16 protein-coding genes are annotated in these 16,365 nt (G+C 72.6%); 10 read left to right on the plus strand and 6 right to left on the minus strand.

Annotated features, from left to right (window positions below; genetic code table 11):
* Window positions 1-104 precede the first annotated feature (104 nt).
* Window positions 105-1,253 carry a magnesium/cobalt transporter CorA gene (gene corA, locus FHG89_RS30265; protein WP_139587801.1) on the plus strand — a complete coding sequence of 383 codons (1,149 nt, stop codon included), beginning with the start codon at window positions 105-107 and terminating at the stop codon, window positions 1,251-1,253.
* Between the two features lie 64 nt (window positions 1,254-1,317).
* On the opposite strand, the gene FHG89_RS30270 is transcribed toward corA, so the two are convergent.
* Entirely contained in the window at window positions 1,318-2,097 is a 780-nt protein-coding gene (locus tag FHG89_RS30270) for a hypothetical protein (protein ID WP_139587802.1), read from the minus strand.
* Between the two features lie 84 nt (window positions 2,098-2,181).
* On the opposite strand from FHG89_RS30270, the gene FHG89_RS30275 reads away from it, so the two are divergent.
* Together FHG89_RS30275 and FHG89_RS30280 are read left to right on the plus strand one after the other, a co-directional pair.
* Complete coding sequence (locus FHG89_RS30275) at window positions 2,182-2,712, plus strand: peptidylprolyl isomerase (RefSeq protein WP_130405633.1); 531 nt, start codon at window positions 2,182-2,184, stop codon at window positions 2,710-2,712.
* Between the two features lie 94 nt (window positions 2,713-2,806).
* Window positions 2,807-3,718, plus strand: coding sequence for a rhomboid family intramembrane serine protease (locus FHG89_RS30280; protein WP_139587803.1), 912 nt, complete (start codon window positions 2,807-2,809; stop codon window positions 3,716-3,718).
* A gap of 4 nt (window positions 3,719-3,722) precedes the next feature.
* Here FHG89_RS30280 and FHG89_RS30285 read toward each other — a convergent pair whose 3' ends face one another.
* A complete protein-coding gene (locus FHG89_RS30285; RefSeq protein WP_139587804.1) occupies window positions 3,723-4,151 on the minus strand; it encodes a PH domain-containing protein in 429 nt (142 codons plus the stop codon).
* A 79-nt stretch (window positions 4,152-4,230) separates the two neighbouring features.
* Between FHG89_RS30285 and FHG89_RS30290 the strand changes: the two genes are divergently transcribed.
* The 6 genes from FHG89_RS30290 (at window position 4,231) to FHG89_RS30315 (ending at window position 9,947) form a co-directional block, all read left to right on the plus strand.
* A complete protein-coding gene (locus FHG89_RS30290; RefSeq protein WP_139587805.1) occupies window positions 4,231-5,403 on the plus strand; it encodes a thiolase family protein in 1,173 nt (390 codons plus the stop codon).
* Window positions 5,404-5,449: 46 nt separating this feature from the next.
* Entirely contained in the window at window positions 5,450-6,436 is a 987-nt protein-coding gene (locus tag FHG89_RS30295; RefSeq protein ID WP_139587806.1) for a phosphotransferase, read from the plus strand.
* A 112-nt stretch (window positions 6,437-6,548) separates the two neighbouring features.
* The gene (locus tag FHG89_RS30300; protein WP_139587843.1) at window positions 6,549-7,061 is read left to right on the plus strand and encodes a hypothetical protein; all 513 of its coding nucleotides are present in this window, start codon (window positions 6,549-6,551) and stop codon (window positions 7,059-7,061) included.
* 78 nt (window positions 7,062-7,139) lie between these two features.
* Complete coding sequence (locus FHG89_RS30305; protein WP_139587807.1) at window positions 7,140-7,832, plus strand: response regulator transcription factor; 693 nt, start codon at window positions 7,140-7,142, stop codon at window positions 7,830-7,832.
* Window positions 7,825-9,291, plus strand: coding sequence for a sensor histidine kinase (locus FHG89_RS30310; protein ID WP_139587808.1), 1,467 nt, complete (start codon window positions 7,825-7,827; stop codon window positions 9,289-9,291). The genes FHG89_RS30305 and FHG89_RS30310 overlap by 8 nt, the downstream gene beginning before the upstream one ends.
* A 56-nt stretch (window positions 9,292-9,347) precedes the next feature.
* Window positions 9,348-9,947: a hypothetical protein gene (locus tag FHG89_RS30315; protein WP_139587809.1), complete on the plus strand. Its 600-nt coding sequence runs from the start codon at window positions 9,348-9,350 to the stop codon at window positions 9,945-9,947.
* A gap of 41 nt (window positions 9,948-9,988) precedes the next feature.
* Here FHG89_RS30315 and FHG89_RS30320 read toward each other — a convergent pair whose 3' ends face one another.
* Together FHG89_RS30320 and FHG89_RS30325 are read right to left on the minus strand one after the other, a co-directional pair.
* On the minus strand, window positions 9,989-11,590 hold the full coding sequence (locus tag FHG89_RS30320; protein WP_139587810.1) for a ricin-type beta-trefoil lectin domain protein: 1,602 nt from the start codon (window positions 11,588-11,590) through the stop codon (window positions 9,989-9,991).
* Between the two features lie 163 nt (window positions 11,591-11,753).
* Window positions 11,754-13,916 carry a glycosyltransferase family 39 protein gene (locus FHG89_RS30325; RefSeq protein ID WP_167517567.1) on the minus strand — a complete coding sequence of 721 codons (2,163 nt, stop codon included), beginning with the start codon at window positions 13,914-13,916 and terminating at the stop codon, window positions 11,754-11,756.
* Between the two features lie 124 nt (window positions 13,917-14,040).
* On the opposite strand from FHG89_RS30325, the gene FHG89_RS30330 reads away from it, so the two are divergent.
* Entirely contained in the window at window positions 14,041-14,748 is a 708-nt protein-coding gene (locus tag FHG89_RS30330) for a glycosyltransferase family 2 protein (RefSeq protein ID WP_139587811.1), read from the plus strand.
* Here the strand turns inward: FHG89_RS30330 and FHG89_RS30335 are convergent.
* Together FHG89_RS30335 and FHG89_RS30340 are read right to left on the minus strand one after the other, a co-directional pair.
* Window positions 14,734-15,627 carry a transketolase family protein gene (locus tag FHG89_RS30335; protein WP_139587845.1) on the minus strand — a complete coding sequence of 298 codons (894 nt, stop codon included), beginning with the start codon at window positions 15,625-15,627 and terminating at the stop codon, window positions 14,734-14,736. The genes FHG89_RS30330 and FHG89_RS30335 overlap by 15 nt on opposite strands.
* Window positions 15,628-15,632: 5 nt before the next feature.
* The gene (locus FHG89_RS30340; RefSeq protein WP_139587812.1) at window positions 15,633-16,328 is read right to left on the minus strand and encodes a transketolase; all 696 of its coding nucleotides are present in this window, start codon (window positions 16,326-16,328) and stop codon (window positions 15,633-15,635) included.
* Window positions 16,329-16,365 lie beyond the last annotated feature (37 nt).

The raw sequence follows: 16,365 nt of genomic DNA on the forward strand, positions 1-16,365 counted from the left end.
GGCCCGGCCCGCCCGGCGCCGCCCCCCGCGACGGCCGTCACACGGGCCTCCGGCCGCGAGCGGCGTAGCCTGCAAGCCGCAGTCGAGCGCGGGGAGGTGACACGATGACAGATCGGACCGGGCAGGGCCGGACCACACCGTCGCACACCGGTCGGGTCCTCCGACCCAGGGCGTGGCCGTCGCCGGTCCGCGCGATGACCCGCATCCTCAACGCCGACGGTTCGCCACCCGTGCCGGCCCCCGCCGGCAGCGGACGCAGCGGCGTGGTCGACTGCGCGCTCTACATCGACGGCAAGCGGCAGCCCGGTGACTGGGGGTACGCGGACGCGCTGGAGGCGGCCCGCCGGGAGGAGCACGGCTTCGTCTGGATCGGCCTGCACCAGCCGGAGCTGGCCGAGATGACCGCCATCGCGGAGACCTACGGCCTGCACGAGCTGGCCGTCGAGGACGCGGTGAAGGCCGAGCAGCGGCCCAAGCTGGAGCGCTTCGGCGAGGTGAGCTTCCTGGTGCTGCGTACCGCCCGGTACTGCGAGCACACGGAGCTGACCGAGACCTCCGAGGTCGTGGAGACCGGCCAGGTGATGCTCTTCATCGGCCCGAACTTCCTGATCAGCGTCCGGCACGGGGACGCCTGCCGGCTCTCGCCGGTGCGCGCCGACCTGGAGACCAAGCAGGAGTTGCTGCTCCAGGGCCCGTGGGCGGTGGCGTACGGGGTGACCGACCGGGTGGTCGACCTCTACCTGGAGGTGGCCGAGCAGCTCGAGGACGACCTGGACCAGTTGGAGGCCGAGGTCTTCGACCGCAACAGCCACGGGCGCATCCAGCGGATCTACCAGATGAAGCGGGAGCTTGTGGAGTTCAAGCGGGCGGTGGTCCCGTTGCAGCGGCCGTTGATGACGTTGACCTCGCAGATGAACCGGGAGGTGCCCAAGGAGATCCGGCGGTACTTCCGGGACGTGCAGGATCACCTGAGCCGCACCGTCGAGCAGGTCAACTCGTACGACGACCTGCTGAACTCGATTCTCCAGGCGCGGCTGGCCCAGGTCACCGTCGACCAGAACAACGACATGCGCAAGATCGCCGCCTGGGCGGCCATCGCCGCGTTCTGGACCGGTGTCGCCGGCATCTACGGCATGAACTTCGAGAACATGCCCGAGCTGAAGATGACGTACGGCTATCCGGTGGTGCTGGCCCTGATGCTCGGCGTCTCGCTGGCCCTGTACCGCTGGTTCCGCCGCAACGGCTGGCTCTGACGCGCGAAAGCGCCGGCGAGGCGGGGAACCCGCGTCGCCGGCGCTCGATGCGCTGCCGCTGAGGTCAGCGACGACCGTTGGTGCGGGCCGTGTCCTTGCCCAGCGCCTTGGTGAGGTCGTCGGCCGGACGGCCGGAGACGTCCGTGGCGCCTTCGGCGACGGCCGGGACCTTGTCGGTGGGACGGACACCCGTCGGCTTGGCCGTGCCGGTGGTGCTGGCGCTGTCGCCGCCGGCGACCGCCGAGCTGCCAGCACCGGTCATCCCGGCCGCGCCGGTCATGGCGGAGCCGTCGCTGCCCTTGCCGACGGACGGGGTACGCACCTCGATCGAGTCGACCTCGTCGCGCATCGGCTCCAGGGTGCTGCGGGTCGGGTCGTACTCGGCCCACTCCTGCTGCTCCCGGCGGCGACGCAGCGCGACCGCGCCGGCCAGTCCGGCGATGGCACCCGCCGCCAACAGGCCGGTCATCATCGAGCCGCGACGGCGCGGCTGCTTCTTCTTACCGGTGATCCGCATGGTCTTCGACTTGGCCTTCCTGGTCATCGGCCCTGCCTGCGCGGCGCCGTCACGGGCCGCCGCCGCCAGCGGTGCCAGCGTGGTGAGAGTCGTCCCCCAGCCGGTCGACGCGCGGTCGCGTACCTTCGTCGCGGCCGGCCCGACGTAGCCCCGGGCCACCTGGACCCGCGGGCCGACGGTCGCGCCGGCGCCCTTCGCGGCGTGGTTGGCTGCCTGCATCAGGTGGCTGATGCTCTGGTTCAGCTCGGCCTTCGCCAGCTGCCCCTGGGACTTACGCCGCCCGAATCCAAACACGGTCCTACCTCCTGGGAGTTGTTCCTTCGTCATCCTCCACCTTCGGATGCCTCCGCACTGCCAGATCGGGCACATGGGAGGATCCGCATGGAACTGACCAACGAGTGAGGAGTACCCGTGGCCGAGGCTGTCTACGCCACCCTGCACACCAACGCTGGCCCGATCCGGCTGGAGCTCTTCCCGAACCACGCGCCGAAGACGGTCCGCAACTTCGTCGACCTGGCCGAGGGCAACCGGGAGTACACCGACCCGCGCACCGGTCAGCCGGGCAGTGGGCCGTACTACGACGGCACCATCTCGCACCGGGTGATCAGCGGCTTCATGGTCCAGATGGGCGACCCGACCGGCACCGGCCGGGGCGGACCGGGCTACAAGTTCGCCGACGAGTTCCACCCGGAGCTGCGCTTCGACCGGCCGTACCTGCTGGCGATGGCGAACGCCGGACCGGGCACCAACGGTTCGCAGTTCTTCATCACCGTGTCGCCGACGCCGCACCTGAACAACCGGCACACGATCTTCGGGCAGGTCGCCGACGAGCAGTCGGTGAAGGTCGTCGACTCGATCGCGAACACCCCGACCGGCCCGAGCGACCGTCCGTTGCAGGACGTCGTCATCGAGCGGGTCGAGATCGAGCGGTCCGCCTCCTGACCGACCGGCGAGGTACCTTTGCTCGCATGATTGAGCGCTCCGGAGCACGGCCGGTGCCGGTGGACCGCGCGGTGGCGGGCGGAGGGTCGGCCCGGTGAGTGAGTCCCCGCCGACCACCCCGGTCTGCTACCGGCACCCCGGTCGGGAGACCTACGTCCGGTGCACCCGCTGTGACCGGCCGATCTGTCCGGACTGCATGCGGGACGCGTCCGTCGGGCACCAGTGCCCGGAGTGCGTCAACGAGGGACGTCGCAGTGTGCGGCCGGCGCGTACCGCCTTCGGCGGCGGTACGGCCGGCCGGCACGGCTACGTCACCAAGGGCCTCATCGCGCTGAATGTGCTGCTCATGTTGCTGTCCATCGCCTCGGACCGGGGTGGGGACGCGGCGGTGGGCGGTTCCGGCTTCGGCGGGCTGATGGGCGGCAGCACCCCGCTGACCAACTGGGGCTCGGTGCTGGGGCTGGCGGTCTTCCCCGACGGCACGCTCGGTGGCATCGCCGACGGCGAGTGGTACCGGCTGGTCACCGCGATGTTCCTGCACTACGGCGTGATCCACCTGCTGCTGAACATGTGGGCGCTATGGGTGCTCGGCCGGTCGTTGGAGGCCAACCTCGGGCCGCTGCGCTTCGGCGCGTTGTACCTGATCGCGGGCCTGGGCGGTAACGTCGCCGCCTACCTGTTCAGCGCGCAGAACTCGGCCACGGCCGGCGCGTCGACGGCGGTCTTCGGCCTCTTCGCCGCGCTGATCATCATCGAACGCAAGTTGGGTCGGGACGTCTCCCAGGTGATCCCGATTTTGGTGATCAACCTGGTGTTCACGCTTACCGTGCCGGGCATCTCCATTCCGGGGCACCTGGGCGGCCTGACGGTCGGCGCGCTGATGGCGCTCGTGCTCGCGTACGCGCCGCGTGGCCGGCGCACGTTGGTGCAGGTCGCGGGCGGCGTGATCATCCTGCTGATCCTGCTCGCCCTGGTCCTGTTCCGGACCGCGCAACTGCTCGGCTGACGGATCAGGGGTTCGGGCGGGCGGCCCGCAACTCGGCGGCGACCTCCTCCGGGTTGGCGCCCAGGTCGTACCTGCCGAACAGGTGCAGCGACTCGCCGGCGTCGATCTCCAGGGTCTCGCTGGTGAGGCCGAACCGGGGTCGGCGGTCCACGGCGATCGCCTCGACCGCCGACCAGGGCAGCAGCCGCCGGCCGGCGAAGCCCCGGATGACGGTGAGGCCGTCGGGGCCCACGGCCAACCGGACCGGCGCGACCAGGTCGCGTACCGCCCAGCCGGCCACCGCGGCGGCGGCCAGGGCGGCCACCGCCACCCGCACCGGGTCGCCGTCGGCGAAGAGCAGCCCGAGCGTGACCAGCAGGACCGCGCCGGCCAGCTTCGCCGCCGGCAGGCTCGCCGGCACGCGCCACGCCCGGCTCGCGGTGATCTCGTCCATCCGCCCAGCATGCCCGGGGGCGGACGGCCGGTCCACCGACGACGTAGGATCGGGGCACCCAAGTTACCGAGGGGTAAACATGAGTGACGCGGTCATCGTCGGCGCGGTACGCACCCCGGTCGGGCGGCGCAAGGGGAGCCTCGCCGGCGTCCACCCGGTCGACCTCTCGGCGCACGTGCTGCGCGCCCTCGCCGAACGGACGGGTCTCGACCCGGCGCAGGTCGACGACGTCTTCTGGGGCTGCGTGTCCCAGGTCGGCGAGCAGTCCTGGAACATCGCCCGCAACGCGGTGCTCGCGGCCGGCTGGCCCGAGAGCGTCCCCGGCACCACCCTGGACCGGCAGTGCGGCTCCAGCCAGCAGGCGCTGCACTTCGCCGCCGCCACAGTCCTCTCCGGCCAGGCCGACCTCGTGGTCGCCGGCGGGGTGGAGTCGATGACCCGGGTGCCGATGGGTTCCAGCGTGGCCGGCGGGATGCCGTTCAGCGACCAGATCCGCGACCGCTACCGGGGTGTGGAGGGCTTCGCCGACGAGGCGCCGCTGCCGTTCAACCAGGGCGTCGGCGCCGAGCTGATCGCCCGCCGCTGGCGCTTCTCGCGTACCCAGCTGGACGAGTACGCGCTGGCCAGCCACGAGAAGGCCGCCGCCGCGCAGGACGCCGGGGCGTTCGACCCGGAGCTGGCCCCGGTGCCGCTCGCCGACGGTGGCAAGTTCGCCGCCGACGAGGGCATCCGCCGCGACACCTCGCTGGAGAAGCTCGGCGAGCTGGCCACTCCGTTCCGCGCCGACGGTGTGGTGACGGCCGGCTCCGCGTCCCAGATCTCCGACGGCGCCGCCGCCCTCGCGGTGACCACCTCCGAGTGGGCCAGCCGGCACGGCCTGCGCCCGCTGGCCCGCATCCACACCGCCGTGGTCGCCGCCGACGACCCGGTCACCATGCTCACCGCGCCCATCCCGGCCACCGCGAAGGCGCTGCGCCGCGCGGGGCTGGGCATCGAGGAGATCGGGGTGTACGAGGTGAACGAGGCGTTCGCCCCGGTGCCGCTGGCCTGGCTGGCGGAGACCGAGGCGGACCCGGAGCGGCTCAACCCGCGCGGCGGCGCGATCGCCCTCGGGCACCCGCTCGGCGGCTCCGGCGCCCGGATCATGACCACGATGCTCCAGCACATGCGCGACAACGAGATCCGCTACGGGCTCCAGACCATGTGCGAGGGCGGCGGCATGGCCAACGCCACGATCGTCGAGCTGGTCTGAGGAAAACGTCTCGCCCGCTCCGGGCGGGCCGCCTAGGGTGCCCACCGTGACGACGATCGAGCGCGCCCCCGACTGGTCCGGCGAGCAGTGGCAGACGCGGGCCCGGGCCTGGGTCGACGAGCAGGTGACCCGGGCCGGCCGGCAGGTGACCGGGCAGGTGGAGGCCCGGGTCCGTCCGTGGTCGCTGGTGTGGCGGGTGCCCACCGACGGCGGTCCGGTCTGGTTCAAGGCGAACAACCCGGGGACGGCCCACGAGGCCGTCCTGGTCGCCGCGCTGTCCCGGCTCGCCCCGCAGCGGGTGCTGACACCGATCGCGGTGGACCCGCAGGAGGGCTGGTCGTTGCTGCCCGACGGCGGCGAGTCGTTGCGTGACGTGCTGGGGCGCGACCCGGACCTGAAGCACTGGGAGCGGGCGCTGCCCGGGTACGCCGAGCTCCAGAGGGCAACCGCGTCGCAGGTGGACGAGCTGGTAGTCCTCGGCGTACCGGACCACCGCCCCGAGGTGCTCGCCGGTCTGTTCGCCGACCTGCTCGACGATCACGAGTCGCTGCGGATCGGGAGCGAGGGCGGGCTCAGCGTCGAGGCGTACGACCGGCTGCGGGCGGAGCTGCCGTCGTACGCCGAGCGGTGCCGGCGGCTCGCCGACATCGGCATCCCGGCCACGCTGCAGCACGACGACCTGCACGACGGCAACGTCTTCGCGGGGTCGGACGGGTACCGCTTCTTCGACTGGGGGGACGCCTCGGTGGCGCACCCGTTCGGCACGCTGCTGGTGACGCTGCGCTCCATCCGGTACGCCGACGAGCTGTCGGCCGACGACGCGCGGCTGGCCCGGCTGCGGGACGCCTACCTGGAGGCGTGGACCGACCGGTACGACAGGCGGACCCTCGTCGAGGCCGCCGACCTGGCGATCGCGCTGGGCGCGGTGAGCCGGTCGCTGTCTTGGCGCCGAGCCCTCGACACGGCCGATCCGGCGCGCGCCGAGTACGCCGACGCGGTTCCCGGCTGGCTGGAGGAGCTGCTGGGGGTCTGAACCGGCCGGAGGCCCCGCCGATGTCGGACAGCCGGTGCGACCCCGGACGTGGAACTTCCAAAAGTTGCCCGTGACCCACGTCACTCCCGTCGGGGAGGTCGTTGGGCAGGTCATGGACGTCTTCTCCCGAACGTTCCTCCCGGCCGCCGCCGAGGCCGGCCTCGCCGTGCAGACCCTCAGCCGGCACATGCCTGTCTTCCGTCGCTGCGTCGGCTCCGGTGACGCCACCATCCTGGTCACCCGGTGCAGTCGCCCCGACCGCCCGGTCACCGGCGACTACCTTCTGCTGCTCACCCATCGGCGGCTGGTGGTGACCCAGCAGACCCGCCTGCTGCACCGGCTGCGCCTGCACCTCAACACCGAGCTGCGCGAGCTGAGCAACGTCACCTGGAGCCCCGACCCGCGGCTGCACTCGGTCGAGTTGGCCGCCACCGCGATCGACGGGATCCGGGAACGGTTCCTGATCCGTACGACCCACCCGAAGCGGGTGTGGCAGCTCGACGCGCTGCTGAACCACGCGTTCCGGACCCGCCTGCGGACGCCCCGCGAGCGGATCGTCGCGACCATCAGCGACACACCGGCGACCGCCCGACCGGGCGTGTTCCGTCCCGCCGTGGCGCGCTGACGCCACACCGCGCGGGCCTTTACGAAACTCGAACACGTACCGATCGCGTCGACGCCACGGGTCGGCAATCATGGGCCGGTGACAGTCGACCCGCCGCACCGCGGGCTCGTCCTCGTGGTCGAGGACGAGCCGGCCATCGCCGACCTGGTCCGGCTGTACCTCACCCGGGACGGGTTCGGCGTACACCTGGAGCGTGACGGCTCGGCCGGCCTGTCCGCCGCCCGCCGGCTGCGCCCGGTGGCCTGCGTCCTGGACATCGCCCTGCCCGGCCTGCCCGGCACGGAGATCTGCCGGCGGCTGCGGGAGGCCGGCGACTGGACGCCTGTCATCTTCCTCACCGCCCGCGACGACGAGGTCGACCGGATCGTCGGCCTGGAGTTGGGCGCCGACGACTACGTGACCAAGCCGTTCAGCCCCCGTGAGCTGGTCGCCCGGGTGCGTGCGGTGCTGCGCCGCTCCGCCGGCGGCCCGGAGGGCGCGGACCGGCCGCGCGTCGTCGGCCCGGTGACCCTCGACCCGGCCCGCCGGACGGTCACCGCCGCCGGCGCGCCGGTGCAGCTCACCTCCACCGAATTCGACCTGCTGGCGCATCTGATGGCCCGGCCCGGGCGGGTCTTCACCCGTGAGGAGCTGCTGGCCGGGGTGTGGGGTTACGCCGCGCACGCCGGCACCCGCACCGTCGACGTGCACGTCGCCCAGGTACGCGCGAAGCTCGGCCCGGCCAGCGTCATCCGGACCCATCGCGGCGTGGGGTACGCCGTCGATGCCTGAACACCCCGGCCGCGCCCAGTCCCCGACCATGACCCTGCCCGTGGTCGGTGCCGGCCCGCCGCCCGCGCCCCGGCGCAGCCGGTTCGGCCGGACGTTGACCGCCCGCGCGGTGCTTGTCACCTGCGCGGTGGCGCTGGTGTCGGTGCTGGTCACCGCGATCGTCGCGGTGCCGCTGGCGATCCGTGGCGCTGAGCGCCGCGACCAGGAGGCGCTCGCCGCACAGGCCCGGCTCGCCGCCGAGGTGCTGCGGACCCGGCTGGACCGTGGTCGTACGGCCGACGAGGAGCGGCTCATCCAGCAACTCCGCAACCAGGGCATCGACGCGTACCTGATCCGGCGCGGGGCGGTCGACCGGCCGGGTCTGCCGCCCCGGGTGGTGCAGCGGATCGAGCAGGGCCGCAACGTGTCGGCCCGCCGCGCGGTCAACGGCCGGCGTGCCCTGGTCGAGGGCCGGGCGCTGCCGGGCGGCAACGGAGTGGTGCTCTCCCGCCCGTCGGCGAACGGGCTGTGGGCACAGGTGCTGCGCAGCCTCTGGCTGCCGCTGCTGGCGGGGCTGGCCGCCGGCGTGGTGGCCGGTCTGCTGCTGGCCCGCCGCCTGGCCCGTCCGATCCGTGTCGCGGCGACCGCCGCCGCCCGGCTGCGCGCCGGTGACCGCGCGGTGCGGGTGCCGGTCGAGCCGCCGGACGAGGTCGCCGACCTGGCCGAGGCGCTGAACGGCTTGGCCGCCGCCCTGGCCACCAGCGAGGGCCGGCAGCGGGAGTTCCTGCTCTCCGTCTCGCACGAGCTGCGGACCCCGCTGACCGCGATCCGGGGGTACGCCGAGGCGCTCGCCGACGGCGTGCTCGGCGCGGACGACACGGTCGACACCGGTCGGACGATGCTGGCCGAGGCGCAACACCTGGACCGGCTGATCGGTGACCTGCTGGCGCTGGCCCGGCTGGAGGCCGCCGACTTCCCCCTCGAACCGGTGTCGGTGGACCTGACCCGGCTGGCCGCGGACGCCGAGCCGACCTGGGCCGGCAGGTGCGCGGCGGTGGGTGTGCCGTTCCGCGTGGAGACGCCGGGTCAGCCGGTGCCCGCGTACACCGATCCGGGTCGGATCCGGCAGGTGGTGGACGGGCTGCTGGAGAACGCGCTGCGGGTCGTACCCCCGGGTGCGCCGGTGGTGCTCGCGGTCCGGCCGGTCGGTGCGGACCCGGCCGCCGGCGGTGTGCTGGAGGTCCGCGACGGCGGACCCGGCTTCACCGACGACGACCTGGCGGTGGCGTTCGAGCGGGGCGCGCTGCACGAGCGGTACCGGGGGGTGCGCAAGGTGGGCAGCGGGCTCGGGTTGGCGCTGGCCGCCGGGCTGGTCCGCCGGCTCGGCGGGGAGATCGTCGTCGGCCACGCCCCGGAGGGCGGCGCGGCCTTCGCGGTCCGGCTGCCCGGTGATCCTTACCTGGCCCGAACATCGGCCTGACGCTGCGCTCGTGGACCCGGGGCAGGCTGGGGGCTCCACGGACGAGAGGAACAGTCATGCCACGTTGGGGTTTCGCCACCGGCACCACGGCTCTGCTCGCGGCGGTCGCGCTCGGCGTCAGCGGCTGCGGTGCGGCCGAGGTGGCCAGCCAGCCTGCCCGGGACGCCGCCGTCGACGTCGCCGCGGCGATGGGGGTGGAGGGTCAGGCGTTGGCCGCGATGGGCTTCGACGCCGACGACCTGGACGTACTGACCGTCGCCGCACCGGCCACCCCGACGCCCGGCGCCTCCCCCACCGCCCAGGACAAGGCCAAGCAGAAGCGCGGCGAGGAGTGGCGCAAGCGCCGCCAGGCCCGCGTGCTGCTGCGCAGGAACACCCTGCACGGTGAGGCGGTGGTGAAGACGAAGGACGGCGGTACGCAGACCGTCGCCGTGCAGCGCGGCGAGGTGACCGCTATCGACGGCGACTCGATGACCGTCAAGTCCACCGACGGCTTCACCATGACCTGGACCTTCGGCGACGACCTGCGGGTCGTCGAGCGTCGGGCCACCGTGCAGGCCAGTGACGTCAAGGTCGGTACGACGCTCGGTGTCGCCGGGGCGAAGGACGGCGACAAGGGCGCGGCCCGACTCATCCTCATCCCCCGCGCCAAGTGAGGAAAGGGGGCCCTGGCCGACGCCAGGGCCCCTTCCTGGCGTCAGTAGACGCGCGAGCCGATGAAGTCGTCGTGGCCGTAGCCGACCGGGTTGGCGGCGGTACGGGCCTCGAACGACCACTGCTGCCGGGTGCTGCCGGAACAACTCGCCAACCGCAGGCGGGGGCTGCCCAGCAACGGGTTGTCGAACGCCACGCAGAGGTTGCTGGCGGCGGCCGGCTTGATCTGGTTACCGACGAAGACGAACTGCTGTGCGCCGGTGCCGTTGCAGTCGTAGATGTTGACAGCGGTGCCGGCGGTCATCGAGCTGTTGGAGACGTCCAGGCAACGGTCGTGGGACAACTCCGAGTGCAGTGAGCGCCGCGTCGAGTCGTACCAGAAGCCCTGGTTACGACCACCGTGACAGGAGTACGGCTGCTGGACGGTGCCGTTGCGGGAGTCGTACCCCTTGCCGTCGACACAGGTGCCGGTGGCCAGGTTGCGCAACTGCCTGAAGTCGAGCAGGCCCGGGTAGAGCACACCGCTGCCGGTGCTGGCCGGGTCGACGCAGCTGGCCCGCTGCTGCCCGGAGTTCCAGAACTGGGTGACGCACTGGGCGAACATGCCGTGGCCCCGGGCGTTGGGGTGGAACGACTGCCGGGCGGCGTTCTCGTTCCAGATCCCGACCTCGATGTAGAGGCCACGGACCGAGGTGTTGTCGGTGCACACCTCGTGGCCGTGGAAGAGTCGGCTGGCGTCGAGGTAGCGGGTGCCGGTTGCGGTGGCCGCGGCGCGCAGCGCCGACTCGAACATCGGTACCGCCTTGTTCCGGGCGAAGGCCGCGTCGGCGAGGTAGAGCAGACAGCCGCCGGAGTACCAACCGGGGAAGTTCGGGTTGTCCTCGACGTCGGGGCTGCCCGGGCTCGGGTACGACATGAGCACCAGCTCGTAGTCCGAGCGCAGGTAGCCGGCGTTGGTCATGGTCTGCCGGATGTCGTTGAGCGCGTCGGTCACGGCCTGGCGGCTGCCGTCGGTGCGGATCGTCCACTGGTCGGTGTAGGTGGGGTAGCAGGCGCCCTGGAAGAAGACCCGGCGGATGGCGCAGTCGGTGGCGACCGGGCCGAACTGGATGGTGCCGTCGCCGTTCGCGCCGACCACGACCCAGATCAGCTTCACGTGCGTGTTACGGGCCTTGATGCCCAGGTAGTCGCCCTGGTTGAGTTCGTTGTGCTGGGTCGGGCCGCCGGCGATCAGGTTCCACGGTGTGGCGCCGGAGCAGGCCAGGTTGTATTGCGTGTCCGACGGGATGCCGGTCCGGAACACCGCCTGGTCGTACGAGCGGTCGCACCAGTTGCCGTCCTGGTGGGTGCCGGGGACGTAGTTGCCGACCCCCTCGCCGGAGATCTCGCTGTCGCCCATGGTGATCAGCGCGGTGCGGCGTTGGTCGATCGGGCGGATCGCGGGGCTGCCGTAGAGGGCGGTGGCCTCGGCGGCACGGACTGCTTCGAGGTTGGCGGGGAGTGGTTGGACGGCTGGTCGGTCGGCGGCGGTTGCGGGGGCGGCCGGTCCGGCGAGCATCGGCAGGACGAGAGCGGCGACGGCGACGGCGACGGTGATGGCCCGTCGTCGGGTCGCGCGTTCGGGCCTGGCGGGGGTGGCAGGCATCGACGCACTCCTTTCGGCTCAATCGCGGGATGTCGATTGAGTTACCAGACGGTAACGTGCCGATCAGCAGATGTGAATGCGCCTCGGATCCTTGCGCGCGGGATGCGGAACCGCCCGGATCAGACGATCCGGGCGGCGCGGCGATGCCTTCCTGACGGTGCGGTCAGCGGCCGGGCGGCAGCGCGTAGCCGACGTAGTCGCGGAACTCCAGCCGCCAGCCGGCCGGAACCAGCTTGGCGCAGGCCGGCCTGCTGCCGGTGCAGACGATGGCGTCCACCGAGGCCGGGTCGGCCGGAGGTCGTTCGGGCAGCACCGACTGCAACGCCACCAGCTCCGGCGAGCCCCCGTCGGGCTGCCGCAGCAGCAGCCACCACGGGTACTCCCAGTTGTCGTTCTGCTGTACCAGCCCGATCCGGCGGGCGCCGCTGTCGCGCACCGACGCCGCGGCCCACCGGAACTCGTCGGCCCACTGTGGCCGCCGCAGGAACCGGGTGTCCCAGTCCGAGGTGGTGAAGACCGAGCCGGCGCCGACGAGCCGACGCGGGAAGCCGTACGACAGGGCGAGCACCCCGGCCAGCGCCGAGGTGGCCAGCACGGTGACCGCCGCCAGCGTGGCCACCGACCGCCGTGCCGCCACCCCGGCCGTCGCTCGGGCGTGGCGACGGAGCAGCGCGTCCAGCCAGAGCCCGGCCAGCGGCACGGCGAGCACGAGAGCGTAGAGGATCAGCCGGTTGCCCCACGGCTGCCACTTGATCATCGCGGTGTGCAGCAGGACGGTGGCCAGCGTCACCACCGCGTACGCGCGCAGCGGCCCGGCCTGCCCGGAGTCGATCCGGCGGGGCCGGGCCAGCGCGACGGCCACGCCGATCAACGCCAGCGCCCCGGCGATCGGGAATGCCACCCGGTCCTCGTCCGGATACCAGGCGGGCTCGGGGAAGATCTCCCGACCGAAGGTGATCGCCCGGTCCTGCGGGTCGACGCCGATGGCGTCCGCGCCGCCGATGATCGCCTCCGCCCCGGCGCGACGCAGCGGCGCCAACGGGGTGTCGAACGCGGTGTGCCCGATCCGCAGCGCGTTGACCAGCACCGACGCCGGATCGTGCCGTTCCATCGGGATGGACTCGCGCAACCGGGGCGGTCCCAGCGGGTGCCCGAACTCGGCGGTCACCCGGGCCAGGAACGGACCGACGACCATGGCGGCGACCAGCAGGATCAGTACCGAACCGCCGACCGTACGGGCCACGCCGCCGGCCCGCGCCGGACCGGCCGGTGCTCGGTCGGCCAGGACCAGGCGGAGCTGGGCCAGACCCCAGAGGACCAGCAGCGGGCCCACCGCGATCAGGCCGCTGGTCTTCGTCACCGCGGTCAGACCGGTGGCGGCTCCGAGTGCGAGCAGCGTGCCCCAGCCGGTCCGTCGGCGCAGCCCGTCGAGCACGAGGGTCGCCGCGCAGGCCACCCACGCCGCGCAGACCAGGTCGGTCTGCGTGCTGGTCGCCTGGAGGGCCACCATCGGCGTGCTCGCCAGCACGAACGCGGTGAGCAGCTGGGCCCGCCGGCCACCGCCGAGCTGCGCGGTGATCCGCGCGACCACCAGCAGGCAGAGCACCCCGGCGGCCCACTGCACCAGGTTGTGCAGCGCGTCCCCGCCGGTGAGCAGGCGCAAATGCAGCAGCAGGTATTCGGCGCCCGGCGGGATGGTCACCTGCCGGTGGATGGCGGTGGGCCAGAAGTCCAGGTTTCCCTGGGCGACCCAGTGCTCCACCTTCGGCAGGTGGTACGTCTGCGAGTCGAAGTTGTTCGGCTCGGCCAGCAGCGCGATCAGCAGCTCCACCAGGACCAGCCCGGCGACCGCGCCGGCGAGCAGCCGTTCACCCCGGCCGGCCGTACGCCAGGCGTCGACCGCCACCGCGAGCAGCCCGGCGGGCGACCGGTCGGTCCGGGTCGGCGCGGGCGCGTCCTCGGCGGCGACCGGGGTGGGTGTGTCGGGTCCACCGCCGGAGGCCACGGCACCGACCGGCACCGGCCGGGGTGCGGCGGTGGGTGGCGGCACGACGTCGTTCGTCCGGCGCCACCGCAACCCGGCGGCGGTCGCGGCGACGGCCAGGAAGAGCAGCCAGGCGATGGTGAACGCCGCCCGGTTCAGCGCGTGCAGTGCGCCGAGCACCTCGACGACGAGCACCGCGTACGCTCCGGTGAGCAGGGCGGCGCGTACCACGGCCAGTCGCAGTGGAGCCACCGCACCGACCCCGCGCGGCCTCGTCGCGACGGTGAGCAGGAGCACCGAGGCGGCGGGAACCGCCGCGAGCAGGGAGCCGGCAGCCGACATGGCCGGAAGTAAACACCATCCGTCTGAGTCCGCCACGCCGACCGTCCGACGATGGCGGCCGGCGTCGAGCTGACCAGCCAGGCTAGGCTATGCCCGACGTGTTGTCGCCACCGTGGAGATTCCCGTGAAGCTCTCGATCCTCATGCCGGTCTACAACGAGGAAGAACGCATCGCGGATGCCCTCAAGCAGGCATTGGCGGTGGACTATCCCTGCGAGATCGAACTGGTCGTTGTCGACGACGGCAGCCGGGACGGCACAGGTGAGATCCTCGGTCGCGCCGACGACGCTCGCCTGCGGGTCATCACCCACCAGCGCAACGCCGGCAAGGGCGCGGCCATCAAGACCGCGGTGGACAGCGCCGAGGGCGACTACATGGTCATCCTCGACGCCGACCTGGAGTACGACCCGCAGGACATCCCCAAACTGCTCGACCCGGTGCTCGACGGGCGCGCGACAGTGGTCTACGGAAATCGCACCTTCGGCAGCCACAGCGCCTACAGCTTCTGGTACGTGATGGGCAACAAGGGCGTCACGATGGCGGCCAATGTGCTGTTCAACTCGTACATCGGTGATCTGGAGACCTGCTTCAAGCTGATGCCGGTGGCGCTCTACCGGTCGCTGGGGGTGCGCTCGCGTGGCTTCGGCATGGAGGCCGAGGTGACCGGCAAGCTGCTGCGCCGCCGCATCCGCCCGTACGAGGTGCCGATCAGCTACCGGGCCCGTGGCCGCGAAGAGGGCAAGAAGATCACGTGGAAGGACGGCGTCGAGGCGATCTGGATCCTCGGTCGCGAACGCGCCCGCCGCCGTCCCGCCGTCTCATCGTCGAACTGATCCCAGGAACGCGTCAAGCGACCGCCGCAGACCCTCGGCGTCGAGGCCGTGCCACCGGGCGTGGTCGGCGGGATCGCCGTACCGTCGCAGGTCGGCCCGGCCCACCCCGAGGGTGAGCAGCCGGTGCGGCACATCCGCGAGCGCCCGGCCGACGACCGCGCTCGACGTCCCCGCGAGGTACGGCTCGACCAGCACCACCTCCGTAGCGGCGAGCGCGCGCAGCCCGGCCACGTCGAACGGGCGGGGCGTGTGGGTGTACGCCACAGTCACGTCCAGCCCCTCGGTCGCCGCCAGTGTGGGATCGAGCATCGGCCCGACGGCCACCACGAGCGGCGCGTCCACCCCGCCCCGCCGCAGCACCCGCAGCCGGTCGGCGTCCGGGTACGCCTGGGCGTTGCGCTGCTCGCCGAGCCGTAGGTAGACCGGGTCGTCGGTGGCCGCGGCGGCCCGGAGCAGCGGCGCCACCTCATCCGGGTGGCCGGGCACCCGCACCGTCCACGCGCCGCCGAGGGAGTCGAAGAGCGCCACGTCCCCGGGCGACTGGTGGGTCCGGCCCTCCCGCGACCCGTCGTACGACGCGCCGATGCTGACCAGCACCGCGCCGACGCCCTGGTGGTCCAGGTCCAGCTTGATCTGCTCGTACGTCCGGTCGACCAGGAACGTCGCGTACGAGTGCGCGATCGGGCGCAGTCCGGTCAGGGCGAGCCCGCCGGCCACGCCGATCATGAGTTGTTCCCGGATGCCGACGTTGAGCACCCGGTCCGGGTGTCGGGCGCCGGCCGGCGCGAACTGGCTGGCCGAGATGTCGGCAAGCACGAGGGCGGTGCGGGGGTCCTCGTCGAGCAGCGCGGTGGTGGTGTCGATGAAGGCGGCACGCATGGCGGTCATCCCTTGCTCTCGACGCGGGCGACGACGACGTGCGGCCGGCCCGGCCGGTGTCCGGTCAGGGCCACGTACAGGTCGGTGTGGTCCCGGCCGTCGACCGTGTCGGCGGTCCAGCCGTTCACGGTGAACCGGCTGGCGATTCCGCCCGCCCAGCCGTGGGTGGTCGACGAGTTGTCGACCACGATCGCGGTGAGGTTCCCCAGGCCTGTCGCGCCGGCGTACGCGATGGCCTCGTGGTTGGAGCCCTCGTCCAGTTCGGCGTCGCCGAGCAGCACGTACACCCGGGGTGTGAGGAGGCCCTGGGCCCGCAGCCCGAGTGCGGTGCCGACGCCCAGACCGAGCCCGTGGCCCAGGGAGCCGGAGCCGATCTCGACCCCCGGCACGAGCATCCGGTCCGGGTGGTGGCCGAGTCGGCTCTCCGGGCCGGCGAGGTCGTCGAGCCAGTCGTCCGGGATGAAGCCGTGCGCGGCGAGCACCGCGTAGTAGGCGACCGGCCCGTGCCCCTTGGAGAGCAGGAACCGGTCCCGCTCCGGATCGTCGGCGGTCTCCGGGGTGATCCGCAGGACCCGGTTGTAGAGCACCTGGAGCACGTCGATGGTGGAGTGGGCGCTTGGTGCGTGCTTCTCGTCGCCCGTCAGCCGGCGGATCAGCGTGGGGAGCGCGGCGGTGCTGTCGGTGGTGAGTGTGGTGGCCATGCCACTACCCTCTAACTTGAAGCGCGCTTCAACTCAA

Source organism: Micromonospora orduensis, assembly GCF_006228125.1.
Taxonomy (GTDB): domain Bacteria; phylum Actinomycetota; class Actinomycetes; order Mycobacteriales; family Micromonosporaceae; genus Micromonospora; species Micromonospora orduensis.